Here is a 25,582-nt window from a genome sequence, read left to right on the forward strand (position 1 = left end):
AACCCCCCCCGAAACCCCCCCCCCCCCCCAATCCTCGCCATCCCCCCCGAGCCGCTCCAGATCCCCCCGCAACCCCCCCGCCCGCAGCTCCCCAACCTCCCCGCGATCCCCCGCCGCAGCCGCCCGCAACCCCCAGCTCCCCATGATCAAAACCTACCCCGCCCCACCCCGAGGGCCCCTCAACCCTTTCCGGTACGCCCACGGTGCCCCGCCCGCAGGCCACGTCCCGCCCATGAGGCGCACGCGACACCGCATCCACCCCGGACCGCCCGGCGCCTCACGCCCCTCGGCTGGTCCTCAGGAGTGCCTCCAGTGCGTCGAGGCACCCCTGAGGACCAGCCGGATCCAGCCGGCCCTCGCCGGACCGGTGCCACCCACCACGCCGGACCGGTGCCACCCACCACGCCGACGCGAGTCCCAGCCCCGGCTGGCCGTGAGTGCCGTTATGCCCCCTCCACAAGGGCCCCCAGCGCCAGCCGACGAGTTCGCCTAGCTGGTGACCCGATCCGCACGCGGGCGGGCCGCCTTGCGGGCGCGGGGCGTCTTGGCCGCGACGGCCTTTACCGGTGCGGGTGCCGGTGCGGGGTGCAGCGTTAGGCGGTCGGGAGTGCCGGCCGGGCGGGTCTTGGCCACGAACGCGTGCCGGGCGGCGGCGAAACCGGACCGGTCGGCGAACATGTCGTGACTCATCTCGGCCAGCTCCCGGGCCTCGTACGCCTCGACCGGCAGCCAGTCCCGGGCCAGCGCGGCCCGCTTGCCGTCGTGCAGGTACCGGCCCTCCGGCGGAGCGGCACACCGGCCGGCCAGCGCGGTCAGCCAGGCCCGGTACTCGTCCGGGTCCCTCGGGCCGACCTGGTCGACCAGTCCCATCCCGAGCGCCTGCTCGGCGCTGACCGGCAGCTTCTCGTCCAGCAGCCGGGCGGCCTGCTCGGCGCCGACCCGCCGCTGCAGGGTGAGGGTGTGCAGCTCGGAGCCGTACAGGCCGATGTCGTAGTACGGGTTGAGCACGATGCCGGCCCGGGCCGCGACGACGTCGGCGCCCAGACCGAGCATCACCCCGCCGGCGCCGGCGCTGCCCGCGTACCCGGCGACGACGGTCTGCCCGGCGCAGCCGAGGATCTCCCGGCACACGTCGTTGATCGCCCGGATGTTCGCCCAGGCCGCCGCGGCCGGGTCGGCTGCCGCCTCGGCCACGTTCAGGTGGATGCCGTTGCTGAACGCGTCGGTGCCGCTGATCAGCACCAGCACCGTGGTGTCCTGGGCGGCCGCGTGCCGCAGCACGGTCAGCAGCCGGTCGCAGTGCGCCCGGGCCATCGCGCCGTTGTAGAAGTCGAACTCCACCCAGCCGACCGGGCCCTCGCGCCGGTAGCGGACCCGCCGGGGCGCGCCGTCGGTCGCCGGCACGCCCGCCAGCTCGGCGGCCAGCACCGTGGTGGCGGGCAGCTTGACGCTGCGCTGCGCGGTGGCCGCTCGCAGGTGGCCGAGCCAGACGCTGCCGTCGCCGGTCGCCACCAGCACCGCGTCCTCGTGGTGGCCGAGCAGCGTGCCGGGAACCGCGTCGGCGGCCGGGCCCGGGTGCGCGTCGTAGGCGTAGACGTCGCGGCCGGCCACCGTCGTACGCATGCCGGGTGAACCGTCAGCGGCCCGGACCGCACGGACCACCTCGAGGGTCGCATGGTTCCAGGCGAAGCCGCGGTCGGGCTGGCGCATCGGCGGCCGCAACCGGGCGCCGGGGACCTCGACCGGCATCGCCTCGGCCGGCACCGGCAGGAACGCCGGATCGGCGGCCTTCGCCACCACCTCGAGAATGCACTGCACGGCGGCGTCCGCGACCGGCCCGTTGTAGAGCGCGGACTTGCGCGGGGCGCCGGCCGGCATCGGGAAGGTACGGGTGGCCCAGATCGGGCCGGCGTCCATCTCCTCGACGGCCTGCAGCGCGGTGACCCCCCACCGGGCCGCGCCCTCGCTGATCGCCCAGTCCAGCGACGACGGCCCGCGGTCGCCGACCGGACCCGGGTGGATGATCACGGTGCGCCACTGCTGCCACACCTGCGCCGGGACCCGATCCTTGAGGAACGGGCAGACGATCAGATCCGGCGCGGCCGCCCGCACGCCCGCGGTGATCTCCGCTTCGGTGGTGGCGAGCAGCACGCCGACGTCGTGACCGGCGTCGCGCAGGGTGCACCACGCCCGCTGACTGAGTCCGTTGAATGCCGACACGAGTAAGAGAATTCGCATTTACCGTTTCCCCGGGAAAGAATTTTCGAGTGAACCTACTCCAGCTCAGAGCGGGTTAACCGGTCATTCACCCGTTCGCTGGAATGCTCAATTGATAAAGACCGGGAAAAGGGTCCGCTGGCCATTCGATAACCAGAAATGACCAAAAGGACCGTATCCCGGCTCAGGTCCGGTCTCCGGTGGCCGACCAGCGGGCCGTCACCGCCCGGCCTGGACAAACGCGTATCCGAGCCCGGCGCACCGCGTAGCGTCGAGATCATGGGCGGGCGGGATCCGATCGCCGCCACGCGTGGCGGGCCGAGGCGTCGTTCCGTGCTCGTGGTCGCCCTGGTCGTCCTGCTCGGGATGATCGGAACAGGTCTGGCGTCGTTCGCGCTGCACCAGGAGTCGCAGCGCTGGGGTGATCAGGCCTTCGAGCAGAAGCAGGACGTCATCACCCAACTGGTGGCGGCCGAGCTGTTCCAGTACGCGTTCACCATCGCCGACCTGGCCGCCTCCGTCGGCGCACAGTCCGAGCTGACCGCGGGTGACTTCGCGGCGCTCACCGCGCAGCTCAACGGCCTGCGGCTGCCCGGGGCGGTCGCGGTCAGCTACATCGTGCCGGCGACCACCGCGACCACACCCGCGCTGCAGGCCCGGTGGCGGGCCCTGGGCAACCGCAGGCTGACCCTGAGCCACGGCGCCACCGCCCGGGACGAGTTCTTCTACCCGGTGCTCGGCCGCGAACTCGACGGCCGGCCGCCGGAGCTGGGCCGGGACCTGCAGGACACCCCCGCGATCGTCGACGCGCTGCGCACCTCACGGTCGGCCGGCGGGATCACCTTCAGCGAGCCGTACCTCCCGGCCGGGAGCACCGAGCAGTCCTTCGTGATCGTCTCCGCGGTGACCTCGACGGCGCCCGCGTCGCAGGCCGGCCAGTTCGAGGGCTGGGTGACCATGACCTATCACGGCCGCAACTTCCTCGGCCCGGGCCTCGGCATCATCGGCGGCGAGCAGGTCGCCATCGCGTTCGCCGACATCACCGGCCCCGAACCGATCACGCTCGCGACCTGGGAACCGGACGTCGCGGTCGACACCTCGATGCCACCGCGGCTGATCCCGATCCCGATCCTGCAGCACCGCTGGCGGCTCACCGTCCGGCCCACCCTGCAGCTGCTGCCGACCGCCGAGGCCTGGCTGGCCCGCGGCGCGGCCGGCATCGGCACGCTGATCACCCTGCTGCTCGCCGCGCTGACCGCGTCCGTCGTCACCTCCCGGGACCGGGCGCTGCGGCGGGTCGACCAGGCCACCGCCGAGCTGCGCGACGACATCACCCGCCGGGAGGCCGTCGAGGAGCAGCTGCGCACCCGCGAGGCCGAGCTGGTCGGCTTCGCCGGTGTGGTCGCCCACGACCTGCGCAGCCCGCTGACCAGCGTGATCGGGTACTCCGAGCTGATGGCGACGATGGAGGACGACCCGCTCTCGGCCGCCCAGCGCGGCCGGCTGAGCCGGGTCCAGAACAGCGCCGTCCGGATGCGCACGCTCATCGACGATCTGCTCGCCTACGCGACCGCCGACAACACGACACTGAAGCTGACCGAAATCGATCTCAACGCCCTGGTGGATGACATCGTCGCGGAACGTCTCGGCGACGGGACTCCGGAGCAGACCATTATTTCGTACGCCGATCTGCTGACCGTCTGTGGTGACCCGGGTCAGATCCGCCAGGTCCTGGACAACCTGATCGGCAACGCCGTGAAGTACACCCCGCCCGGCCGGCCCGCCGAGGTGACCGTCAGCGCGACCAGGCCGGACCCGGCGACGTGCCGCGTCGAGGTGGCCGACCGTGGCATCGGCATCCCCGAGGAGCAGCGCGGTGAGGTCTTCAACGCGTTCATGCGGGCCGGCGGCAGCGAGGGCTACCAGGGCACCGGGCTGGGCCTGGCCATCGTCTGGCGCATCGTGGAACGCCACGGCGGCCGGGTCGGCGTCGAGGCTAACCCGGGCGGCGGCACCCGCTTCTGGTTCACCCTCCCGGCCCGCTGACCTGCTCAGTCCTCCAGGGGGTGCCCGTCGAGCAGGGTGCGCAGCCGGGCCAGCGCGCGGGCGTTGCCCATCTTGACCACCGACGCGGACACCCCGAGGATCGTGGCGACCGTCTCCACGCTGTGGTCCTCGGCGTGCCGCAGCACCAGGATCGCCCGGTCCCGCACCGGCAGCCGGGCCAGCGCGTCGACGAGCGTGACCCGCAGCTCCGGCTTGTCCGCCCACCGGAGCTTGAAGCTCTCGTACGCCTGCTCCTTGGTGTCGAAGGCGCGCAGCTGAATCCGGCTGTCGGTGTCGAGCTTCGCCACGAGCGCCATCCGTTGCTTGTCCGTCGTGCCGTCGCGGAGGAACAGGACCACGTCGGTGGCGGTCTGCTGATCCGGCTGCTGGGTGCAGGACGGCGCGGTGGCCGGCGCCATCGCGGCCTCGAGCGTGACCGGCGGGTTCTCCGGCGTGCGCGGGCCCGGCAGCAGGGCCACCCCGGCGCCGACGCCGAGCACCGCGACCACACCGGCCGCCATGCCCACGCCGGCCAGCCGCTGACGCCGATGGCGGATCCGGCCGCCGTCGGCGATGGCGGCGCGCGCCAGCTCACCGGGGTCAGCCCCGGGGTCACCGCTCACCGCCGTGTCGAATTGCTGTCGCAGGTCCTGGTCCACGTCGCTCCTCGCGGTGCCGTCCGGGTCTCTGCCGGTTATGACTGGGCGGAGACCCGATCCGGTCACACGCGAGAGTGTCAGGGCTGGAAATAGCGGTCGAGAGCCCAGTCGGCGACGGCCACACCGACAGCGACTCAGGCGAGCAGCTCCCGGGCGGTGCGCGGTGCGCGGCCGAGCAGCTTGCCGAGCAGCGGGTCGACGCCGGCGAAGAAGCCCCGGTCCGCCGCCTGGTAGAAGCCGAGCAGGAAGCGCGCCATGAACTCCGGCGTGCCCTGGGCGAGCTGCGCCGCGAGCCACTCGTCCTCGGGCAGCACCTGGCAGGTGATCTCCCGGCCGGTCAGCTCGGAGGCGGCCAGGGCCAGGTCGGCGAAGGTCGGCGCCTCGGCCGCGGTGAGCGTGACCGGGCCGTCGTAGCCGCCGTCCGACGCGAGGACGACCGCGGCCGCCTCGGCCGAGTCCTCCCGGGCCGTCCAGGACACCGGGCCGTCGCCGGGCACCACGATCACGCCAGTCTCCCGCCACGAACCGGCCAGCCAGGTGAGGCTGTGCGCGTAGAACCCGTTGCGCAGCGACGTCCAGGCGACGCCGGACGCGTCGAGCAGGGCCTCGGTCTCGGCGTGGTGACGCCCCGGCACGAACGGGTTGTCCAGGGCGGCGGCCTGGTGACTGGTGTAGAGGATGCGCCCGACCCCGGCGGTGACGGCCGCGTCGATCGCGGCGCGGTGCAGGCTCACCGCGTCGGCCTTCGGGTCGCTCGACGACACCAGCAGCAGCTGGTCGGCGCCCTCGAACGCGCCGGGCAACGAGGCCGGGTCGGCGTAGTCGCCGTGCCGCACGGCCACGCCGCGCCCGGCGAACCGCTCGGCCTTGGCGACGTCCCGGACGGCGACCGCGACGTCGGTGGCCGGGACGAGCTCGAGGAGGTGATCGACGGTGGCGCCGTTGAGCGCGCCGGTGGCACCGGTGATGACGATCATGGGAGAACTCCAGGTGTTATCGGTGGTTACGTTTCGACGCTAACACTGGAATCACAGCGATAACAACCATCCGCTAACATCGGAAACGTGCAACCCACCACTCGATCGCGCCTGGTCGATGTCGCCGCCCACCTGCTGGCCACCGAGGGACCCGACGCGGTCACCACCCGCTCGGTCGCGCTCGCCGCGGGCGTGCAGGCGCCGGCCATCTACCGGCTGTTCGGCGACAAGAACGGCCTGCTGGATGCGGTCGCGGAGCACGGTTTCGCCAGCTACGTGGCACAGAAACCCCCGATGGGTACGGATGACGACCCCGTCGAGGGCCTGCACGCCGGGTGGACCCTGCACGTCGGCTTCGGCCTGGCGAACCCGGCCCTGTTCCGCCTGATGCACACCGCCGCGCGCACCCCGGCCGGCCAGGCCACCGTCGACTCCGGCACCGCCGTGCTGCGCCGGCGGGTCCAGTTGGTCGCCCGGGCCGGCCGCCTGCGCGTCCCGGAACGCCGCGCCGTCGACCTGATCCACGCGGCCGGCACCGGCGTGGTCTTCGCCCTGATCGAGCAGCCGCCCGACGAGCGGGACGAGACGCTGGCCGACCTGGCCTGGGAGGCGCTCTGCCGCACCCTGCTGACCGATCCCCCGGCCGCCGAGATCCCCGGCCCGGTCGCGGCGGCGGTCACGTTGCGCGCCGCCGCTCCGGGCCTGGTGGCGCTGACCCCGGCCGAGCGCACCCTGCTCGCCGACTGGCTGGACCGCGTGGCCCGGCACGACGCGCCCTGACCGGGTTCAGCCCTGGGCCGCCGCGAGTTCCGGGGCCGGCTCGGTCGCGGCGAGCCGCTTGGTGAGCCGTTCGCCCTCGACGTCCACGTTCGGCAGGATCCGGTCGAGGGGCCGGGGTAGCCACCACGCCGCCTTGCCCAGCAGGGAGAGCACCGCCGGCACCATCGTCATCCGTACCAGAAAGGCATCGACGGCGACGCCGAAGGCGAGCCCGAAACCGAGCGACTTGATGATGGTGTCGTCGGCCAGGATGAAACCCGCGAAGACGCTCATCATGATCAGAGCGGCCGCGGTGACCACCCGGGCGCCGTGCCGCATGCCGCTGATCACCGCGTCGTCCGGGGACGCGCCGTGCACGAACTCCTCGCGGGTCCGGGTGACCAGGAAGACCTCGTAGTCCATCGCGAGACCGAAGAGGATGCCGATCAGGAAGATCGGCATGATGCTCACGATCGGCCCGGTGGACTGCAGACCGAGCAGGTCGGCGAGGTGGCCCTGCTGGAAGATGAAGACCAGCCCGCCGAAGGCCGCGGCGACGCTGAGCAGGAAGCCGGCCGTCGCCTTGAGCGGCACCAGCAGACTGCGGAACACCAGCATGAGCAGGATGAATGCGAGACCGACGACGATCGCCAGGTACGGCACCAGCGCCTTGGTCAGCTTGTCGGAGACGTCGATGTTGACCGCGGTGGTGCCGGTGACCGCGACGTCCAGCGGCAGCGCGCGGATCGACTGGACCAGGTTCTTGGTGGCCTCGCTGGTCGGCGCGCTCCTCGGGATCACGGTCAGCATCGCGGTGTCGCCGGCCTTGTCCAGCACCGGTGCGGTGACCAGCACGACGTCGTCCAGTGCGCCGATCGCCTGCTTGACCCGGGCGGCCTCGGCGCCGCTGGTCACGATCACCAGGGGGCCGTTGAAGCCGGCGCCGAATCCCGCGGCGAGCCGGTCGTAGGCCTGGCGCTGGGTGGAGTCGACGGCGGCGCTGCTGTCGTCGGGCAGCGCCAGGCGCAGGTCCAGGGCCGGCAGCGCGACCAGGGCGATCACCCCGAGCGGCAGCACCACGGCGAGCACCCGGTGCCGCAGCACGGCCCGCGCCCAGCGCTCCCCGAACGGCACCGCCGCGGCCGTCGCCGGCGACGCCGACTTCGACGCCGACGTCGGTCGGGGAAGGATCCGGCGGCCGGCGAAGCCGAGCACCGCGGGCACCAGGCTCAGCGTGACCAGGACGGCGACCGCGACCGTGCCGGCCGCCGCCCAGCCCATCGCGGCGAGGAACGGCACACCGGTCACCGACAGCGCGGCCAGCGCGATGATCACGGTGAGGCCGGCGAAGACGACAGCGGAACCGGCGGTCCCGGTCGCGCGCCCGGCGGCCTCCTCACCGTCACGGCCGGCCGCGAGCTCGTGGCGGAACCGGGAGACCACGAACAGCGCGTAGTCGATGCCGACGGCCAGGCCCAGCATGGTCGCGAGGGCGGACGTCGAGCCGGACAGGTCGAAGAACCCGGTGGCGATCTTGATGCTGAGCATGCCGATGCCGACCCCGGCCGCCGCGGTGAGCAGCGGCAACCCGGCCGCGACCAGCGAGCCGAACGTGATCAGCAGGACGAACGCGGCGACCAGGATGCCGATCCCCTCGGCGGTGTGGCTCTCCTCGGTGGTCTCGGTGACCTCACCGGAATACGCCACCTGGATCCCGGCGGACGTCGCGGTGTCCCCGGCCGCCTGCATGGCCGTCCGGTCCGCCACGCTGACCTCGGTCGCGGCCACCGCGTAGGTCACCGTCGCGTACCCGGTGCGCAGGTCCGGCGCGACCGTCTTGGCCGCGAACGGATCGGTCACCGAGGCGACCCCGGGCGCCTTCGCCAGCTGCGCGACCGCCGTCTCGATCGCGGCCCGCTGTGCGGTTCCGGTCAGCTTCGTGTCACCGGTGACGGTGAAGACCACCTTCGCCGAGGCAGCGTCCGTCCTACCGCCGAAATTCTTCTCCAGTACGTCCATGGCCCGCGAGGACTCGGTGCCCGGGATGGAGAAGGCGGCGCTGGTCGGCCCGGACAGCTTGTTCGCGCCCAGGGCGAGCACGGCCAGCAGGAGCACCCACGCCGCCAGGGTCAGCCGGCGGCGCCGGAACGAGAACCGGCCCAGCCGGTACAACAGGGTCGCCACGTGACGTCCTCCAACGGTGAATCGGCCCCGATACCGGGGAGACCCGTCAAACGATCGCGACAAACGGCGCGGGCGTCGTCGTGCCCGCGCAGGCGGTCACCTACCGCGAACGCAGGACGTGCGCGGTCGGGCGATACCGCGGGAACACGACGATGCGGCCGCGTACGCCGCCTACCGTCGTGACCATGCAAGACCTGACCGCGCGATGGATGCCGACCCGGCTGCGCCTGTGGGCGGCCGACCTGCTGCTGATGATCGCGCTGTTCGTGCTGGTGCTGAGGATGGAACCGCGGCCGGTCGACGGCTGGCTGCTGGTGCAGGCGGTGTTCGCGGCCGCCGTGACGCTGCTGCGCCGGCGCCACCCGGAACGCGTGCTCGCGCTGACCACCGTCGTCACGATGATCGGCATCTTCGCCAAGGCACCGGCCGGCGGGCTGTTCATCACGCTGGGTGTGCTCACCTACTCCGCCGCGCTGTACGGCACCCACCGGCGTCCGTGGATCTACGCGGCGCTGGTGTGGACCGCGCTGATCACGGCCGGGTCGCTGGCCTACCTGGCGCAGTGGTGGGAGCCGAGCCAGTTCGGGCTGTTCGCGTTCATCTTCGGCGGGGCCGGCGCCGGCGACTCGGTACGGATGCGCCGCGCGTACATCGCCGAGGTCACCGAGCGGGCCCGGCAGGCCGAGCTGACCCGGGATCAGGAGGCCCGCCGCCGGGTGATGGACGAGCGGCTGCGGATCGCCCGGGAGCTGCACGACGTGGTCGCCCACCACATCGCGGTGATCAGCGTGCACGCCGGCGCCGCCGACCACGTGCTGCGCAACCAGCCGGAGAAGGTGTGGCCGGTGCTGGCGCACATCCGTACCGCGGCCGACACCGTCCTCGAGGAGATCAAGTCGGTGGTCGGTGTGCTGCGTGACCCGAACGAGCTGGCCAGCACCGAGCCCACGCCCGGGCTGGACCGGCTGCCCGACCTGCTCGACAGCCTGCGCGCGATGGACTTCCCGGTGCGGTTCCAGGAGCACGGCACGTCCCGGACGCTGCCCGCGATGGTCGACCTGGCCGCGTACCGGATCGCGCAGGAGGCGCTGACCAACGCGCACAAGTACGGCGAGGGCGCCGCGCTGCTGGACGTCACGTACACCGAGGAGGCGATCAGCGTCGAGGTCACCAACCGGGTCGCCTGGCCGCGCGGCCGCCGGCCCGGCTCCGGGTTCGGCGTGCTCGGCATGCGCGAGCGGGCCGCGGCCGCGCAGGGCACGATCACCGCCGGACCGACCGCGGGTGGCTGGTTCCGGGTGTACGCCGTACTGCCGGCCCACGCCCCCGCCCCCGCCCTGCACGAGGGAGCCCCGGCATGACCATCCGGGTGCTGCTCGCCGACGACCAGGCCCTGATCCGGGCCGGGTTCCGGATGATCATCGACGCCGAGCCGGACTTCGAGGTGGCCGGGGAGGCCGCCGACGGCCGGGAGGCGGTCGACCTGGCGCACACCGCCCGGGTCGACGTGGTGCTGATGGACATCCGGATGCCCACCATGGACGGCATCGAGGCGACCCGGCGGATCGGCGCCGACGACCGGCTCGCCGGGGTGCGCGTGCTCGTGCTGACCACCTTCGACAACGACGACAACGTGGCGCTCGCGCTGCAGGCCGGCGCGAGCGGGTTCCTCGGCAAGAACGTCGTGCCGGCCGAGCTGGTGCACGCCGTCCGGGTGGTCGCCGCCGGTGAGGCGCTGCTGTCCCCGCGGGCCACCCGGGGGCTGATCAGCCGGTTCGTCGAGCAGAACCGGTCACCGGCCGGCCCGGGACTGCCCGCGCTGAGCCTGGTCACCGACCGGGAGCACGAGATCCTGGTGCTCGTCGCGCACGGGCTGTCCAACGACGACATCGCCCAGCGCCTGCACCTCTCGCCGCTGACCGTCAAGACCCACGTCAACCGTACGATGATGAAGGTCGGCGCCCGCGACCGTGCCCAGCTGGTCGTGATCGCCTACCAGAACGCCCTGGTCCGCCCGGGCGACACGCTGCTCACGTGACGAGCGTGACCACCGCCCCGGCCCGGATCGGCTCGGTCCCGCGCCGCCGCTGCTCGAGATACGCCACGTGTCCGCCGCCAGCTGCCCAGCGTGATCCCCCGCCCTCACCGGGATGGCCCTGCCGGGTGCACACCGCCCGCCGGGAACGCATCGAAACCGGCATATGACCCTGAGTGATCGAGAAAATCTATGCTGTAGAGACTAGACATCCTCTCCGAGGCTGGCTAACGTAGTTCTCGTAGCCAAGAGAGATCAGCAGAAACCGCTGACGAAGCTGACCGAGCGTTACGCAGGGCCCGGATCCACATCGTGGCTCGCTCGGCACAGCGGCTGAGGTGTCGCCGCGTAGTTGTTGGTTCCAGCAGTTGGTAAGACCAAAGCCCTGGCGTTCTTCCAGGCCGGGGCAGGCAGGGCCGATGCACGTTCGGGGCCCGGTCTGGCAGGTGGACGCTCGTCGCACGTGTGTGGGGCCATGAGTTTCGCGTGGGGCTCCGACGCCGGCGAGTGGCAGTACAGGAATTTTCGGCAAGCAGAGGAAAGGGAGGGCTTAACACCGTTGGATCGCCCGCTTCCGGGAGTCAGTTCCGATCCCGATGCGGACACCGCAGTTTCCATCGAACGAAAGGTGGTCTCCGGTCACGCTTACGCGATCCTCGCACCTCACGCCGACAGTGGCGGCAGGTGCGGAAAAGACAAACCGGCGAACGTGTCGGTAGATGGTGTTTCGACCTGTGATCCCGGGCCCCGGCGCTTCCGCGCCGGGGCCCTCGTCTCGTGGAGAGGTATATATGGCCCAATCCGACGACATGTTCGGTGATGACGACTACCCCGCCTACACGATGGGCCGCGCCGCGGAGATCACCAACTCCTCTCAGGACTTCCTGCGCCGGCTCGACGAGGCGAAACTGATCACCCCGTTCCGCTCCGCCGGCGGCCATCGCCGCTACTCCCGGTACCAGCTGCGTCTCGCCGCACGGGCCCGGGAGATGGTGGATCAGGGCACCGCCCTGGAGGCGGCCTGCCGGATCATCATCCTCGAGGACCAGCTCGAGGAGGCCCTCCGGCAGAACGAGGAATACCAGCGCCGGCGTCAGGCCGACGCGAGCTGACGGTCGACGGTCCTTCTGCACCCCGGGAAGGGCCGTTTCGTCATACTCCCACCGCCCAGGAAGTTTAGAGTCGAAAGCACGGCTCCTTCTGGAGCCGGTGCCCCAGACCCTGGCACCCCGGTACATCCGACCGCCAGGGGACGATCATGCTCGGAATCTCCGAATACTGTGGCGCTTCCGGCGACGTGCTCGAGGCCGAATCCGATCACGCCACCGAACTGCTCGCGGCGATGGAGGCGGTGCCGGTCGGCGATCCGTCCCGGGCGGTGCTGCGGGACCGGGCGATCGAGGCCTGGCTGCCGATGGCCCGGCGCCTCGCCCACCGCTACGGCAACCGCGGGGTGCCGACCGACGACCTGATGCAGACCGCGACGGTCGGCCTGATCAAGGCGGTGGACCGGTTCGACCCCGCGGTCGGGGTCGGCTTCGGCGGTTTCGCGGTCCCGACCATCCTCGGCGAGTTGAAGCGCTACTTCCGGGACCGGGTCTGGATGATCCGGGTGCCGCGCCGGCTGCAGGAGATGCGCCCCGCGATCACCGCGGCGAACATCGAGCTGACCCAGACGCTGCGCCGGTCGCCGTCGCTCGCCGACATCGCCGCGCACCTCGGCCTCACCGAGAACGCCGTCCTGGAGGGACTCGAGGGCGCCCGCGCCTATCACACCGTGTCGCTGTCGACGCCGCTGCTGGCCGACGGCACGCGCGAGCTGAGCGACACGCTGGGCACCGACGACCACGCGTACGCTCTGGCCGAGGACCGGATCGCGCTCCGCCTGGCGCTGGCCCGGCTGAGCGAGCGGGAGCTCCGGATCCTCACGCTGCGCTTCTACGGCAACCTCACCCAGGCCGACATCGCCCGGCAGATCGGCATCTCGCAGATGCACGTCTCCCGGCTGCTGTCCCGATCGCTGCTCAAGCTGCGCCACTGCCTCGAAGCGCCCGGCGATCACGAGTCCCTCCCCGCCGACGTGGTGGCGGGCCTCCACGAGGCCGGGCGGGCGGACATGATGGAACCATGCCGGACATCCGCAACACCGAGAAGTTCCGTCAGTTCGCCGCCGAGCTGCGCAAGCAGTGCGCGGAACAGGATGTGACCCTGATGGCCGGCAAGGCCGCCGACCTGCTCGCGGCCCAGATCGAACAGCTCGCCGAAGAGCACGGCGAGACGGCGCAGGAGGTCCTCGACAAGTACCTCACCCCGGCAGCGATCCCCACCTTCGTCGAGGCCATCGTCAAAGCGCTCACGATCAGCCGCGAGGTCGGTGACACCGTCGAGCCGATCACCCTGGACGTCACCGGCGCGGGCCGGGCCATCGCCGCCCTCGGCATGATCATGAAGCTGACCGCGGAGGAGCTGGGCCGCCCGGGCAACCACTCGGACGCCCTCAGCGTCGCCGCCGACGGGGCGAGCGCGATCTTCGGCCTCGGCGCCATCCTGCGCGACGCCGAACCCGGCGAGCCGCTGAGCCTGGGCGGCCCGGACCTGGTCCGGGCCCGGCGCGTCCTGCACCGCGCCATCGAACACCTCGGTGACGGCACCTGGCGCTGCCCCTGCGACGAACCCCACGTCATCGACGAGTTCTGCCGCCTGCAGACCGGCATCGTCCGCGAACTCGGCATCCTCGGCGGCTGGGCCGGCGGCTTCCACGAACCCCCCGCCGACCAGCGCTGACCTCCTTTCCTCTCCGCCGCCCCCACGCGGCGCTGCCGCCATCACACGACGCGGCCCCGCGCGACGCCGCTGCCGCGCGGCGCGGGCCGACGCGACGCCGCTGCCACGCCGGGCCGCAGCGCGCTCGCGGTCCTGGCTGGCGCTCAGGGGTGCCTCACGGCCCTTGACACACCCCTCACGACCAGCCGGGGACAGCGAGCAGCGGCACTCACCGCGGCGGGGGGGGGGCTGGTCGTTAGGGTCTCGGGATGACCATGGATTCACGGCTGGCAGTGGTGTCCGGTGGCGGCACCGGCATCGGCAGGCAGATCGCGCACATGTTCGCCGGCCAGGGCGATCGGGTGGTGATCATCGGGCGGCGCGGGGACGTGCTCGAACGAGCCCGAGCGGAGATCCACGCGGCCACCGGCGCCGATCTCGTGATCCCGGTGGCCGCCGACCTGACCGATCCGGCCCAGGTGCGCGACGCCGCCGCGCGGATCACCCGGCTGGGTGACGTCGACGTGCTGGTCAACAACGCCGGGGCGATCCTCACGCCGCCCGCGGATGACAGCCTCGAGGCGCTCGCCACGTCCTGGCTGCACGACCTGAACGTCAACCTGCTCACCGCGGTGCTGCTGACCAACGCGCTGCTGCCGAGCCTGAGCCGACCCGGCGGCCGCCTCGTCATGGTGAGTTCGGCCGCCGCCCAGCGCGGCGGCGCCGGACCGCACTCGGCCGGGTCGTACGCCGCGGCGAAGGCGGCCCTGCACGGCTGGGCGCTGGGGCTGGCCCGGCAGCTCGGGCCGGACGGGATCACCGTCAACGTGCTCGCGCCCGGCTACGTCGAGGACACCGGCATCTTCCACGGCCGGGAGACCCCGGGCTTCGCGGCCACGAAGATCGCCGACACCCTGGTCGGGCGGGCCGGGACACCCGACGACGTGGCCGCGGCGATCCGCTACGTCACCTCGCCGGACGCCGGCTACCTGACCGGGCAGATCATCGGACTCAACGGCGGTGCCGTCCTCGGCCGCTGACGATGGTGCCCCGGTCCACTGTGGCTGTTGGTCTGGTTTTCATAGGAAATTTCCAGAGAAGCAGCTCAGCAGGGGTTGACGCGGTCTTCTAGGTTGTCGCGAGTGAAGATCAGGTACGTGCTCCACAACGCATACGGGACCGGCGGGACCATCCGCACGGTCGTCAATCAGGCCAATGCGCTGTGTGACACCCATGACGTCGAGATCGCCAGTGTGTACCGGTCGGCCGAGGCTCCGGTGTTCGCGCTCGACCCCCGGGTCCGGCTGGTCTCGCTGACCGATCTGCGCGAGGACGGCTCGCGCTGGACCGACCCGGCGGGCAAGAACTCCCGCTTCTGGCGCAAGACCCGCCGTTTCCCCAGTCCGCTGCCACAGCGGGCAGATTTCCGGTACGGGCGGTGGGACCCGCTCGTCGACCTGAAGGTGCTCCGGTACTTCCGGGAGCAGCGGGACGGGGCGCTGATCACCACCCGGCCGGCGCTGAACCTGATGTCGGCGTGGTTCGCGCCCCGTGAGCTGATCCGGATCGGCCAGGATCACCTGAACTTCGCGAGCTATCCGGCGCCGCTGCAGGCCGCGATCACCCGCGCGTACCCCCGGCTGGACGCGGTGACCGTGCTGACCCGTACCGACCTGACCACGTATCGGGGCGCGCTCGGCGACTCCGTACGCCTGGAGCGGATCCCGAACGGCACCCCGCCGCCGGCTGCGGACGTACCGGAAAATGATCGTGGCGCGGTCCTGGTGGCTGCCGGACGCCTGATCCGGCAGAAGGGTTTCGATCTTCTGATCGAGGCGTTCCGGCTGGTCCACGCGGAGCATCCGGAGTGGCAGCTGCGGATCTTCGGCGAGGGCAAGGCGCGGCGGAAGCTGACCGCCCGGATCGCCGAGCTCGGCCTCGGTGACGTCGTGCACCTGCGCGGGCGCACCCGGGACCTGGAGAGCGAACTGGGCCAGGCATCGATCTTCGTGCTCAGCTCGCGCAAGGAGGGTCTGCCGATGGTGCTGCTCGAGGCGATGAGCACCGGGCTGCCGGTGGTGTCGTTCGACTGCCCGACCGGGCCGGCCGAGGTGGTCGTGGACGGCGTGAACGGGCTGCTGATCCCGGCCGAGGACGTGCCGGGGCTGGCCGCCGGGATGTCCCGGCTGATCACGAACGGTCACGAGCGCTCGGCGATGGGCAAGGCCGCCCGGGCCACCGGCGCCGAATACGCCATGCCGGTCATCGCCGGCCAGTGGGAGAAGCTGTTCACCGAACTCAGCCCCGGCCGGCTCGGCTGAACGGACGATGCCCCGGCCGTTCTCTACCTAGATAGAGTTCGCGCCATGGTGCGACCCCGACGCCCGTCCGCGCAGACCGCCCTGGTCCTCGCCGCGCTCGCCGACGACCCGGCCGTGTGGCGCTACGGCTACGAGCTCGGCCGGCAGGTCGGCCTGAAAGCCGGCTCGCTGTACCCGATCCTGATCCGGCTGCGCGACCGCGAGCTGCTCGAGGCGACCTGGGAGGACGATCCGGCGCCGGGCCGGCCGCCACGGCACCTGTACCGGCTGACCGCGGACGGCCTGCGCTGGGCCGCCGAGACGGCCGCCCAACCGGCACCGGTCCGGGCGGTCACCCGGTTGCGGGAGGCATGATCGTGTCCACTGATCAGGATCGGCCGGCCCGGTTGCTGGCCGCCGCCGTACGGGTGATGCCGGCCGGGCGCCGGGACTGGGGCCGGGCGATGCAGGCGGAACTGTCCGCGATCGACGAGCCGGCCGAGCGACGCAGCTTCGCCCGGGGCTGCCTGCGCGCCGCGGCGGCCGAGTTCCACCTGCTCCGCGCGGCCGTGCACCTGCTCGTGGTGCTCGGCACCCTGGTCACGCTGCTGGCCTGGATCGCCGCCGTCGACTACCCGCCCCTGGTCGCGGTCCTCTCCGTGGTGGTGTCGGCGCTGGCCGTGGTCTGCTGGGCCGGCCGGCGGGCCGGGATGCTGGGCCCCACCGGCGACAGCTGGCTCGCGTGGCTGCTGCGCACCGGCGGCTACCTGCTCGCCGCCGTGATCGTCGCCGCCACGGCCACCGGGCCGGTCACCGACGACAGCATCGGCATCCTGGTGTTCGCCACCATCCCGGCCAGCTTCCTGCTCGGCCTCGTCGCGGTCCTCGCGAAGCGGTCGGCGGCGACCGCGCGGGTGCTGCTGACCGGCGCCGGCAGCGGACTCGCCGCCACGCTGGCCTGGCTGGCCGTCGTGGTGATCGCCCCGCCGATCCCGCCGTCGACCGGCCTGGCGCTCGCGCTGACCGCGGTGGCCGTCGCCGTCGCGGCCCTGGCGAATGCCGCCCCGTCCGACACCAATCAGGGCCGCCTGCTCGCGGCACTGCTGGCCACCGCCACCACGATGGTGTCGATCTTCGTGGGGGTGGTCGCGCTGGCACACTGGGGCCCGGATGCCCTGATCCCGAACATCACCCCGCACGCTCTGGCCGGCAGTGAGATCGCGGAGAGCCGGATCGAAATCATTGATCCGTACGTGCTGGTCCTGGTCCTGAGCGGGGTGGTCTCGGCCGCGCTCGCCCTGGCCGCGGTCCTGACCCGTCGCACGGTGACCGACGCGGCCCGCGTCACGTTGTGAGCAGCTGCCTCGTCGGAACGGTGACGACACCGACGAGAGGGGCGACATGCCGACAGTCTGGGAAGCGCTCACCATCGAGACGTACCGGCGGTTCCACGCCGCGGTCAACAGCGGTGACCTCGAGGTCATCGAGACGGCGATCGAGGAGGTCATCCATCCGGACGCTCGGTTCCACACCGCGGAGCCGAGCGGGCTGACCGCGATCGCCATGCAGAAACGGATCTGGGCGACGCTGCTGCGAGCGTTCCCCGACCTGCACGTGACGGTCGACGACCTGCTCTGCGCCGACGACAAGATCGTGGCCAGGCAGACGGTGACCGGGACGAACACCGGCGAGTACCGGGGCATGCCGCCGACCGGCAGACCGGTCCGCTACTCCGAGATCTTCATCTTCCGCTTCGCCGACGGCCAGATCGTCGACCTGTGGGGTGTGGTGGACGTGCTCTCCCAGCTGCGCCAGCTCGGGCACGTGACGTAGCCCCCGGCGTCGGTCAGCGTGCGCCGGAGCGCGGGGCCGGAGCGTTGATCGCGAACGGGTGCCGCAGCCGCTGCATGGTCTCGGCGTTGCGGCCCTCGGCCTGGCTCTCGACGAGCTGGTCCTCGGAGGCCGGAGCGCGGAAGAGTTCGCTGGTCACGTGCTGCGGAGCGGGGATCATCGCGGTCATGGTCATGGTGTAGCCGACTTTCTTTACGTTCGTGTGAATCGGGCCCGTCGGGCCGACTGGGGACATCGCCACTGCGGGCGAGGACAGCCGCCGTCACGCGGCTGAAGGAGGTGCCGGAAACGAGTGCATCGCCGTCGGCACTGGTAACAATGCCCGTCGGCGGTCGCTCGGCTGGTGCAACTGAGGTGCGGTCAGGCAGCCGTGATGCGGATGTCTGGTGGCCCGGCGCCGGAGGCCCAGCGACATGCGCTGCTGCCGTGCCGACCCGGTTCGAGACAGCGCCTGAATCGCGCCGATAACTGATAGTACCCCGCCGAACGAACCACCCACGCGGAGTACCCACCCAGCCCACGCCAACCATGCGGAGCTGGACCGTCCGTCGCGATGAGGGTCGCCTTCATCGACGCGCCACAGGAAGAACGTTCTGGCCGGCAGGGCCCTCGCCTACGGCGGCCCGATGCGCTGGACGGTGTGTTCCTTGGCGGCCACGAAGATGGCTTCGGGAGTTGAGGCGAGCAGCGTCATGGCCGCACACCGCCGGTGGACGCCACCGGAGAGTGATAGCTCAGCCTTCACCGTTGGCTTCAACCGTGGTAACAGGTGCGGACGACCGGAGCTTGTCCGGCGGTGAGCAGGCTCGCCTGGCTGGCGGCGTCTTCGAGCGCCCGCTGGATCCGCCCTGCCTCCCAGAATGGGATCGTGCCGTCGGCAAGCTGATTCTGCAGTTCCTTTAGCGCCGCCTCCCAACCGGACGGGGGTGCTTGGCGTTCGGGACCGGACGACCCGCTCGACGATCCGTTCAGCCGGTTGTTGGGCTATCTTGCCGGCGTCAATGTCAGCGAGCTGGCGGGTTTGCGCGTTCCGCAACTCGTACGAGCGGTGGCGGCAAGCGAGCTCAGTAACGCCGTTTCCGGCCTCGGATCGGCTGCTCGAGTCGCCTTCCGCACCGTCACTGACATTCTGAACCGGCAGTGAATGCCAGGGGGTGTGCCACCACGTCAAAGCAGCCGGGCGCCGTACCGCACGCCCGGCCGAGACTTCTCGCCTCGATGTCAGTGGATTTCTCACTTCTTGTCAGCGCGTCTTCTCATCAAATGTCAGTGCTGAGCGTCAGTCGGTGGGCGCGGGACCGCGGAATGACCACGCCCGCCAGACCAGGTCACGGCGCCTCCCAGCGAGGAAAGACGGGCTCGGGCCGGCCGACACGGGTACCGTCGCTGAGCTGCCCCTGCAGCCGGCGGGCGCCGATGGGGATGAAGGGCCGCAGCTCACCGGCCAGCACGCGACAGGCGTGCACGAGGGTGGCGAGAACGCCGTCGAGGCGGGCGGCGGCCGCGGTGTCCCCGGTCCGCTCGGCCCGGGCCAAATGCCAGGGCTGTTCGGCGTCGACCAACCGGTTGGCATGGTCGACGACGTCGCATATCGCGTCGGTAGCGGCGCGGAAATCGAAACCGTCCAGCGCCTGGTCGATGCGGGCGGCCAGGTCGGCGCACGCGTCGGTCAGCGCCGTGGCCTGAGCCGGCCCAGACACTTGCGGCACGTGTCCCGCGCGGTACTTGTGCACCAGGCTCAGGGTGCGGTGCACCAGGTTGCCCAGCGCGTGGGCCAAGTCCCGGTTGGCGCGGTGTACCAGCCGGTCCACGGTGAAGTCGGTGTCGCCCACCGCGGCGACCTCGCGCAGCAGCCACCAGCGCAGCGCATCGGTGCCGTAGCGGTCGACCAGCGTGGCCAGGTCGACGGTGTTGCCCAGGCTCTTGGACAGCTTAGCGCCGTCGACGGTGAGGTAATCGTGCACGAAGATCGTGGTCGGCAGTGGCTGGCCGGCCGACAGCAGCAGGGCCAGCCAGTACACGGCGTGGAAACGCACGATGCCCTTCCCGATGACGTGCACCCGGTCGGCGGCCTTCACCCACCACTGACGGTAGGCCGGGTCGTCGGTGCCGTAGCCCAGGGCGGTGACGTAGTTGGTCAGCGCGTCCCACCACACGTACACCACCTGGTCGGGGTCGTCGGGCACCGCGATTCCCCAGCCGGCCGCGCGCGCGGCCGGTCGGGAGACGCTGATGTCGGCCAGGCCGGCGCGGACGAACGCGAGGACCTCGTTGCATCGCGCCGCCGGCGCGATGCGCACCTGGCCGGACTCCAACACCTGCTGCAGCTGGTCCTGATAGCGCGACAGCCGGAAGAACCAGTTGCGTTCCTCCACGACCTCCGGCTCCCGCAGATGCTCCGGACAACGCCCGTCGAGCAACTCGCCCGGGGTGTAGAACTGCTCGCAGCCGCCGCAGTACAGCCCGGTGTAGCCGCGACGATAGAAGTCGCCGGCCTCGGCGCACTGGCGCCACAACCGCCGTACTCCGGCCGCGTGACGGGCGTCGGTACTGGTGGCGATGAAGTCGTCGAACGACAACGCGAGAGGCTCACGCAGGCCCGCGAAGCGGGCGGTATTGCCGGCCACGAACGTCGCGGTGTCCACGCCCGCGGCGCGGGCGGCGGTCACGTTCTTCAGCGCATTGTCATCAGTGCCAGTCAGAAACCGCACGTGCTGCCCGCGCAGGCGCCGGTGACGGGCCAGCACGTCGGCCTGTACCAGCTCCAACGCGTGTCCCAGGTGCGGTGCCGCGTTGACGTATGGGATAGCCGTCGTGACGTAACAGCGGTGGTCGGTCGTCATCGTTCCTCCATTTCGCCCAACCGCGAACGAGGAACGACAAGACCAGGCCCTCGTACGGCAGGGACCTGGTCGTTAAGGATCGTGCTAGCGCACGCCGAACAGCCCCGACACGGGGCGCATCATTCGGTTCCGGCATGGCTGCATGCGACAGATCATGACATCCCTGCAGGATGTCGGCAAACGCCTTTGCAGCACGTACGGTGCGCGCGAGCACCCTACAAGCCAGCGATGCTGACGGCTTCCGGGACACGATCTTGTCGCCAGTGGGGACACGAACCTGTCGCTCAGCACGGCCCGTTACCGACCGCGCAGGTCGCATTGGTGGCGCGGGGTCTGGGCGCCAGCGAGCGCACGGTGTGGCGTTGGGTGGCCGCCGCGACCGGTTCGGCCACCCCGACCAGGAAGCGGCTCGTCGTCCCGGCCGACGTGCGGCAGCGGCTGGCGTACTGGCGCGGCAACGTCGTGGCGGTCCACCGCGAGTTGATCGCCGCCGCAGCGGCCCGGAGGCGCCGTCCTTGGCCACGCTTTATCGCGCTGTGGACCGGCAGCTGTCCGCATTCTTCGCCCCCCTGGCCGAAACCGAACGCGAGAACATCCGCGAAGGCACCCTCGAAGGCCGGCCGCCGGATTCCCGGCCCGGGCCGCCGCCGTGGAGAAGTACGACTCCCTGATCACCGCCGGCGGGCGGTGACGGCGCGGTCGGGCTTGCTCACTCTTATGGAAACCACAGGGTCCAGGCCCAGGTGGGGCCGTTCATATTCACTGCACGAACCACGGCATCTGTCCCGGCCGGGCAGCCAGCGGTTGACAGCACGGCAGACGACGCTCGGACGATGCTGAAGGAGGTGTTGTAGCCGGACCAGTTCGACCAGTTTGACCACGAGCCGCCTTCCGCCGATCCCGTACGGGCCATCAAAGAGATGGCGGTGGCCGGTACGCCATCGATGCAGAAAACCTGGGTGACGGACTCAACAATGCCGCGGGTCATGGTGAGACCAGGCACCGTGGAGGACGCATCCACAGTCGGCGTGCGCAACGCCGGGCGTGCACGCGACGTATCCGAAGCGGATCGTGGTGAGTGCGTTTCCGGCCGCGCCTGCCGGCCCAGGAACACCCTGTGGGCCGGCGGGGCCCTGCGTTCCCGGCAAGCTTGGTCTCGGCCTTGGTGCACGATGATCGTCAGAGCGTCGAGGGCGCCGCCGATGCGGGACCGGGCGAAGCCCTCACCCCGCTCGCCCACGATCGACAGTGAGTGTGAGTCGTCGAGGAACAAGGCGAGCCCGTAGCGGTCCTGGAGCCGGAGAAGGCCCTCCAGCGCGGCGGCGCCGCCCATCGAGTTCGCCGCGTCGCCGACGAAGGCGACCCGGTCGTACCGGCGGCAGCCGTCCTCCACGAAGTCCAGATCATTGTGGTCGCAGGTCAGTACCAGCGATTCGTCCGCGCAGATCGGCGGGACATTGACTTTGGTAGATGGAAAAAATAAGGTTTTGGGAGCGCTCCCATATTGCCTCCTACGAGGTTTCCCTGGAGATTTAGGAGATCAGACGATGAGATCTCGTCGCACCTTGCTGGCCTGGGGCGCCGCCGCCGCGCTTGTGGCCGGCGCCATAGCCTCGGTCGCGCTACCGGCCGCGGCGGCGGACACCGGGTGTTCGGTGACCTACACGGTGCAGAGCCAATGGCCGGGCGGATTCACCGCAGACGTCGGCATCACCAACCTCGGCTCGGCCGTCACGGGCTGGACGCTCGCGTTCGACTTCCCCTCCACCGCCCAGAAGGTCAACCAGGGCTGGAGCGCGACCTGGGCCCAGTCCGGGGCCCGGGTCACGGCGGCCAGCGCGAGCTGGAACGGGTCGCTCGGCACCGGGGCGTCCACATCGATCGGCTTTACCGGGGTGTGGAGCGGCACCAATCCGATACCAGCCTCCTTCTCGCTCAACGGGACCGCATGCACCGGTTCCGTGATTCCACCATCGTCGAATCCTCCATCTGTCCCGCCCAGCACCCCACCGACCACTACCCCGCCGCCCACCGGACCCGCTCCGGAGCTCAAGGTATCCGGTAACAAGATCGTCACCGCGGACGGTCGCGGGTACCGGCTGCTGGGAGTGAGCCGCTCCAGCGGCGAGTTCGCCTGCGTGCAGGGCAAGGGGCTCTGGGACTCCGGCCCGGTCGACCAGGCATCCGTCGACGCGATGAAGACCTGGAACATCAGCAGCGTACGCATCCCGCTGAACGAGGAATGCTGGCTCGGTATCAACGGGACGCCCAGCGGCGCCGCCTACCAGCAGGGGGTCAAGGACTATGTCAAGCTGCTGGTCGCCAACGGCATCAACGTGATCGTCGATCTGCACTGGACGCGGGGCGCATACACCAACAGCCCCGACTGGCACTGCAAGGACGAGACCGCCACCTGCCAAAAGCCGATGCCCGACGCCCAGTACGCCCCGAAGTTCTGGACCGGCGTCGCCAACGCCTTCAAGGGCAACGACGCGGTCGTCTTCGATCTGTTCAACGAGCCTTACCCGGACATGCCCGCCGAATGGGACAAGACCCTCGGGTGGCAGTGCCTGCGCGACGGCGGCACCTGCACCGGCCTGCCCTACGAGGCGGCCGGCATGCAGGACCTGGTCGACGCGGTACGCGCCACCGGCGCCACCAACATGCTGATGGTCGGCGGTCTGGAATGGACCAACGATCTCCGGGAATGGCTGGCATACAAGCCGGTCGACCCGCTGAACAACATCGCCGCGTCGTGGCACGCCTACAGCTTCAACGCCTGCGCCACCGAGTCCTGCTGGGACACCCAGATCGCCCCGCTGGCGCAGCAGGTGCCGGTGGTCGTGGGTGAGTTCGGCCAGGACAACTGCGCCTTCGACTACATGCAGCGACTGATGGACTGGGCCGACGCGCACGACATGGGATACCTGGCCTGGACCTGGAACCCCTGGGGCTGCACCACCGGCGCCGTCCTCATCAAGGACTGGGCCGGCACACCGGAACCCGGTATCGGCGAAGGTTTCAAGGCCCACCTGCTGGCCCAAAGCCCTTACCTGTAGTCACTTGCCTTCGGCCGGCCAGCCGCACCAACTCCGCCGGCCGAAGGGCCCCCTAGCGCACCACAATTTCCCATCACTCGTCCGAGCACAGTAAGCATTTTAGATTTACATTCATCAATCAATGGGTGGCCTACTCGGTCTCCGTCTGGGACGCTCCCCTCCCCCGACCGACCGCGACCGCCTGGGAAGGAACAAAGATGCGACCGTTCCGTCTTCGGTCCCGTCCAGCCGTCGCCCTCGTCGCCACTCTGACCGTCGCCGCGGGTGCCGTCCTGGCGAACACCGTCTCCGCGCAGGCCGCCGGAGGCTGCAGGATCACCTACACCGTGCAGAGCCAGTGGACCGGCGGCTTCGTCGCGAACGTCGACGTCGCCAACCTCGGCGCCCCGCTCACCAGTTGGCAGGTGGCCTGGTCATTCACCGCCGGGCAGCAGGTCACGCAGCTATGGAACGGCACCGTGAACCAGTCCGGTGCGCTCGTCACCGTGGCGAACACGAGCTGGAACGGCAATATCGCCACCGGGGCCACCACGTCATTCGGCTTCGGTGCCACCGTGAACGGCACCTCGAACCCGGTACCCACCGCCTTCACACTCAACGGCATCGCCTGCAACGGCGGCGTGGATCCCACCCCAACCGGCTCGAGCCCCAGCCCCAGCCCCAGCACCAGCCCCAGCCCGACGGCATCGACCACGCCGGCCCCAGCGGCAAGCATCCTGGACCAGGTCCACACGGTGGGCCGGCTCAAGACGACCGATGCGAGCGTGCAGTACACCTGGCCCGGCACGTACTTTGAAGGCCGGTTCCGCGGCACCGGGGTGGGTCTTGTCATCAACGACTCCACCAACGACTACGTCGTCGCGGTCGACGGCACCACGGTCGCCACCTTGGTGACACCAGGCCAAGTCACGCACTGGGTCAGGGATCTGGCGAACGGCGACCACACCGTACGGCTCGCGAAGCGCACCGAGAGCCCCTGGGCCGCGGGCGAGTTCGGCGGGCTCGTCCCCGTCGACGGCGGCGCGATCCTGGCCAAACCGGCCGCCCGCAGTCGGCAGATCGAGTTCATCGGCGACTCGTGGACCGCGGGCTACGGCGACATATCCACCTCGCGGGACTGCGCCGGCACCGGCGTCACCCGCAACTCCAACGCCGACGCCGCGTTCGGCGCGCTCACCGCGCGTGGCCTGAACGCCGACTACCAGATCAACGCCTGGTCCGGCATGGGCATGGTACGCAACTACAACGGCCAGACTCCGGACACCACGTTCCGCACCTACTACGACACCGACCTGCAGGCCCTGTGGAACAGCACCGTATGGCCGGTCCCGAGCGCCTGGAAGCCGCAGGTCGTGGTGATCGGTCTCGGCATCAACGACTTCTCCACCCCGCCCAACGCCGGCGAGAAGTGGGCGAACTTCGACGAGCTGGCCGCCGACTACCAGGCCGCCTACCTGGCGTTCATCAACAAGCTACGGACCCGGTACGGCGCCGGTGCCGAGATTGTGCTCACTTACCCCGACCTGTCCTACCTCACCACCGCGCTCGCCGACTCGATCCAGCAAATCGTCAAGACCCGCAACGACGGCGGTGACGCTCGGGTGTCGTCGCTGTACTACGACAACAACGCCCTCGGGTTGGATCTCCTCGGTTGCGACTGGCACCCGTCACAGCACGACCACCAGATCCTCGCCGCCACCCTGACCCGGCACTTGGCTACCCTGCCGATCACCTGGTAGCCCCACCTCGGCGCAGCTCGGCGGCTCGTTACCCGATGCGGGTAACGAGCCGCCGCGGCTTCACAACCAGGTGCATAGCCATGGCACCGAAAACGTCTCGGCGCACCGCCGCAAGATATGCACAGTTGACTGAACGATACATCTATCGAC

At 70.7% G+C, this 25,582-nt stretch carries 20 protein-coding genes and 2 pseudogenes; 14 read left to right on the forward strand and 8 right to left on the reverse strand.

From position 1 onward, the window contains the following. Positions 1 to 489: 489 nt before the first annotated feature. Entirely contained in the window at positions 490 to 2,220 is a 1,731-nt protein-coding gene (locus tag ADL15_RS02135) for an enoyl-CoA hydratase-related protein (RefSeq protein ID WP_067684631.1), read from the reverse strand. A 276-nt stretch (positions 2,221 to 2,496) separates the two neighbouring features. Here ADL15_RS02135 and ADL15_RS02140 point away from each other — a divergent pair, with 276 nt between their 5' ends. Then, positions 2,497 to 4,263 carry a sensor histidine kinase gene (locus tag ADL15_RS02140; RefSeq protein WP_198170475.1) on the forward strand — a complete coding sequence of 589 codons (1,767 nt, stop codon included), beginning with the start codon at positions 2,497 to 2,499 and terminating at the stop codon, positions 4,261 to 4,263. 5 nt (positions 4,264 to 4,268) lie between these two features. Here ADL15_RS02140 and ADL15_RS02145 read toward each other — a convergent pair whose 3' ends face one another. Both ADL15_RS02145 and ADL15_RS02150 read right to left on the reverse strand, forming a co-directional pair. Beyond that, positions 4,269 to 4,922 (reverse strand): sigma factor-like helix-turn-helix DNA-binding protein, encoded by a 654-nt coding sequence (locus tag ADL15_RS02145; RefSeq protein ID WP_067684635.1) that lies wholly within the window; start codon positions 4,920 to 4,922, stop codon positions 4,269 to 4,271. Between the two features lie 134 nt (positions 4,923 to 5,056). Beyond that, positions 5,057 to 5,899, reverse strand: a complete 843-nt coding sequence (locus tag ADL15_RS02150; RefSeq protein WP_067684637.1) for an SDR family oxidoreductase — start codon at positions 5,897 to 5,899, stop codon at positions 5,057 to 5,059. A gap of 87 nt (positions 5,900 to 5,986) precedes the next feature. Between ADL15_RS02150 and ADL15_RS02155 the strand changes: the two genes are divergently transcribed. Then, positions 5,987 to 6,679: a TetR/AcrR family transcriptional regulator gene (locus ADL15_RS02155; RefSeq protein ID WP_067684639.1), complete on the forward strand. Its 693-nt coding sequence runs from the start codon at positions 5,987 to 5,989 to the stop codon at positions 6,677 to 6,679. Between the two features lie 6 nt (positions 6,680 to 6,685). Here ADL15_RS02155 and ADL15_RS02160 read toward each other — a convergent pair whose 3' ends face one another. Beyond that, the gene (locus ADL15_RS02160; RefSeq protein WP_067684641.1) at positions 6,686 to 8,842 is read right to left on the reverse strand and encodes an MMPL family transporter; all 2,157 of its coding nucleotides are present in this window, start codon (positions 8,840 to 8,842) and stop codon (positions 6,686 to 6,688) included. 185 nt (positions 8,843 to 9,027) lie between these two features. Here ADL15_RS02160 and ADL15_RS02165 point away from each other — a divergent pair, with 185 nt between their 5' ends. Both ADL15_RS02165 and ADL15_RS02170 read left to right on the forward strand, forming a co-directional pair. After that, a complete protein-coding gene (locus ADL15_RS02165; protein WP_198170477.1) occupies positions 9,028 to 10,203 on the forward strand; it encodes a sensor histidine kinase in 1,176 nt (391 codons plus the stop codon). Further along, entirely contained in the window at positions 10,200 to 10,880 is a 681-nt protein-coding gene (locus ADL15_RS02170) for a response regulator (protein WP_067684643.1), read from the forward strand. The genes ADL15_RS02165 and ADL15_RS02170 overlap by 4 nt, the downstream gene beginning before the upstream one ends. Here ADL15_RS02170 and ADL15_RS52525 read toward each other — a convergent pair. Further along, complete coding sequence (locus ADL15_RS52525; protein ID WP_157441107.1) at positions 10,873 to 11,031, reverse strand: hypothetical protein; 159 nt, start codon at positions 11,029 to 11,031, stop codon at positions 10,873 to 10,875. The two genes, ADL15_RS02170 and ADL15_RS52525, sit on opposite strands and share 8 nt — an antisense overlap. 637 nt (positions 11,032 to 11,668) lie before the next feature. Here ADL15_RS52525 and ADL15_RS02175 point away from each other — a divergent pair. The 8 genes and pseudogenes from ADL15_RS02175 to ADL15_RS02210 all read left to right on the forward strand — a co-directional run bounded on the left by ADL15_RS02175 (position 11,669) and on the right by ADL15_RS02210 (position 17,773). After that, positions 11,669 to 11,989, forward strand: coding sequence for a MerR family transcriptional regulator (locus tag ADL15_RS02175; protein ID WP_067684645.1), 321 nt, complete (start codon positions 11,669 to 11,671; stop codon positions 11,987 to 11,989). Between the two features lie 230 nt (positions 11,990 to 12,219). Beyond that, positions 12,220 to 12,924 (forward strand): annotated as a pseudogene (locus ADL15_RS02180) (SigB/SigF/SigG family RNA polymerase sigma factor); the annotation flags it as partial. A gap of 80 nt (positions 12,925 to 13,004) precedes the next feature. After that, the gene (locus tag ADL15_RS02185) at positions 13,005 to 13,661 is read left to right on the forward strand and encodes a hypothetical protein (RefSeq protein ID WP_067684649.1); all 657 of its coding nucleotides are present in this window, start codon (positions 13,005 to 13,007) and stop codon (positions 13,659 to 13,661) included. Between the two features lie 254 nt (positions 13,662 to 13,915). Next, complete coding sequence (locus ADL15_RS02190; protein ID WP_157441111.1) at positions 13,916 to 14,680, forward strand: SDR family NAD(P)-dependent oxidoreductase; 765 nt, start codon at positions 13,916 to 13,918, stop codon at positions 14,678 to 14,680. A 102-nt stretch (positions 14,681 to 14,782) separates the two neighbouring features. Then, positions 14,783 to 15,961 (forward strand): glycosyltransferase family 4 protein, encoded by a 1,179-nt coding sequence (locus tag ADL15_RS02195; RefSeq protein ID WP_067684653.1) that lies wholly within the window; start codon positions 14,783 to 14,785, stop codon positions 15,959 to 15,961. A gap of 45 nt (positions 15,962 to 16,006) precedes the next feature. Then, positions 16,007 to 16,315 (forward strand): PadR family transcriptional regulator, encoded by a 309-nt coding sequence (locus ADL15_RS02200; protein ID WP_067684655.1) that lies wholly within the window; start codon positions 16,007 to 16,009, stop codon positions 16,313 to 16,315. A 2-nt stretch (positions 16,316 to 16,317) separates the two neighbouring features. Next, on the forward strand, positions 16,318 to 17,295 hold the full coding sequence (locus ADL15_RS02205; RefSeq protein ID WP_067684657.1) for a hypothetical protein: 978 nt from the start codon (positions 16,318 to 16,320) through the stop codon (positions 17,293 to 17,295). A gap of 46 nt (positions 17,296 to 17,341) precedes the next feature. Next, a complete protein-coding gene (locus ADL15_RS02210; protein ID WP_067684659.1) occupies positions 17,342 to 17,773 on the forward strand; it encodes an ester cyclase in 432 nt (143 codons plus the stop codon). A 13-nt stretch (positions 17,774 to 17,786) separates the two neighbouring features. Here ADL15_RS02210 and ADL15_RS02215 read toward each other — a convergent pair whose 3' ends face one another. The 3 genes and pseudogenes from ADL15_RS02215 to ADL15_RS50935 form a co-directional block, all read right to left on the reverse strand. Continuing rightward, a complete protein-coding gene (locus ADL15_RS02215; protein ID WP_157441108.1) occupies positions 17,787 to 17,960 on the reverse strand; it encodes a hypothetical protein in 174 nt (57 codons plus the stop codon). A 1,159-nt stretch (positions 17,961 to 19,119) separates the two neighbouring features. After that, positions 19,120 to 20,634: a methionine--tRNA ligase gene (locus tag ADL15_RS02220; protein ID WP_067684662.1), complete on the reverse strand. Its 1,515-nt coding sequence runs from the start codon at positions 20,632 to 20,634 to the stop codon at positions 19,120 to 19,122. Between the two features lie 1,168 nt (positions 20,635 to 21,802). Next, positions 21,803 to 22,090, reverse strand: a pseudogene (locus ADL15_RS50935) (aminotransferase class I/II-fold pyridoxal phosphate-dependent enzyme); the annotation flags it as partial. Positions 22,091 to 22,181: 91 nt separating this feature from the next. Between ADL15_RS50935 and ADL15_RS02230 the strand changes: the two are divergent. After that, the gene (locus tag ADL15_RS02230; protein ID WP_067684666.1) at positions 22,182 to 23,693 is read left to right on the forward strand and encodes a cellulase family glycosylhydrolase; all 1,512 of its coding nucleotides are present in this window, start codon (positions 22,182 to 22,184) and stop codon (positions 23,691 to 23,693) included. Between the two features lie 197 nt (positions 23,694 to 23,890). After that, positions 23,891 to 25,432 carry a cellulose binding domain-containing protein gene (locus ADL15_RS02235; RefSeq protein ID WP_083970834.1) on the forward strand — a complete coding sequence of 514 codons (1,542 nt, stop codon included), beginning with the start codon at positions 23,891 to 23,893 and terminating at the stop codon, positions 25,430 to 25,432. Positions 25,433 to 25,582 lie beyond the last annotated feature (150 nt).

This window comes from Actinoplanes awajinensis subsp. mycoplanecinus, from assembly GCF_001509495.1.
GTDB lineage: Bacteria > Actinomycetota > Actinomycetes > Mycobacteriales > Micromonosporaceae > Actinoplanes > Actinoplanes palleronii.

Excerpts from the sequence above, each read along its gene's own strand:
- ADL15_RS02140 (WP_198170475.1), top strand. The coding sequence starts at position 2,497 with ATGGGCGGGCGGGATCCGATCGCCGCCACGCGTGGCGGGCCGAGGCGT.
- ADL15_RS02150 (WP_067684637.1), bottom strand. The coding sequence starts at position 5,899 with ATGATCGTCATCACCGGTGCCACCGGCGCGCTCAACGGCGCCACCGTC.
- ADL15_RS02165 (WP_198170477.1), top strand. The coding sequence starts at position 9,028 with ATGCAAGACCTGACCGCGCGATGGATGCCGACCCGGCTGCGCCTGTGG.
- ADL15_RS02170 (WP_067684643.1), top strand. The coding sequence starts at position 10,200 with ATGACCATCCGGGTGCTGCTCGCCGACGACCAGGCCCTGATCCGGGCC.
- ADL15_RS52525 (WP_157441107.1), bottom strand. The coding sequence starts at position 11,031 with ATGCGTTCCCGGCGGGCGGTGTGCACCCGGCAGGGCCATCCCGGTGAG.
- ADL15_RS02175 (WP_067684645.1), top strand. The coding sequence starts at position 11,669 with ATGGCCCAATCCGACGACATGTTCGGTGATGACGACTACCCCGCCTAC.
- ADL15_RS02185 (WP_067684649.1), top strand. The coding sequence starts at position 13,005 with ATGCCGGACATCCGCAACACCGAGAAGTTCCGTCAGTTCGCCGCCGAG.
- ADL15_RS02190 (WP_157441111.1), top strand. The coding sequence starts at position 13,916 with ATGGATTCACGGCTGGCAGTGGTGTCCGGTGGCGGCACCGGCATCGGC.
- ADL15_RS02200 (WP_067684655.1), top strand. The coding sequence starts at position 16,007 with ATGGTGCGACCCCGACGCCCGTCCGCGCAGACCGCCCTGGTCCTCGCC.
- ADL15_RS02210 (WP_067684659.1), top strand. The coding sequence starts at position 17,342 with ATGCCGACAGTCTGGGAAGCGCTCACCATCGAGACGTACCGGCGGTTC.
- ADL15_RS02215 (WP_157441108.1), bottom strand. The coding sequence starts at position 17,960 with ATGACCGCGATGATCCCCGCTCCGCAGCACGTGACCAGCGAACTCTTC.
- ADL15_RS02220 (WP_067684662.1), bottom strand. The coding sequence starts at position 20,634 with ATGACGACCGACCACCGCTGTTACGTCACGACGGCTATCCCATACGTC.
- ADL15_RS02230 (WP_067684666.1), top strand. The coding sequence starts at position 22,182 with ATGAGATCTCGTCGCACCTTGCTGGCCTGGGGCGCCGCCGCCGCGCTT.
- ADL15_RS02235 (WP_083970834.1), top strand. The coding sequence starts at position 23,891 with ATGCGACCGTTCCGTCTTCGGTCCCGTCCAGCCGTCGCCCTCGTCGCC.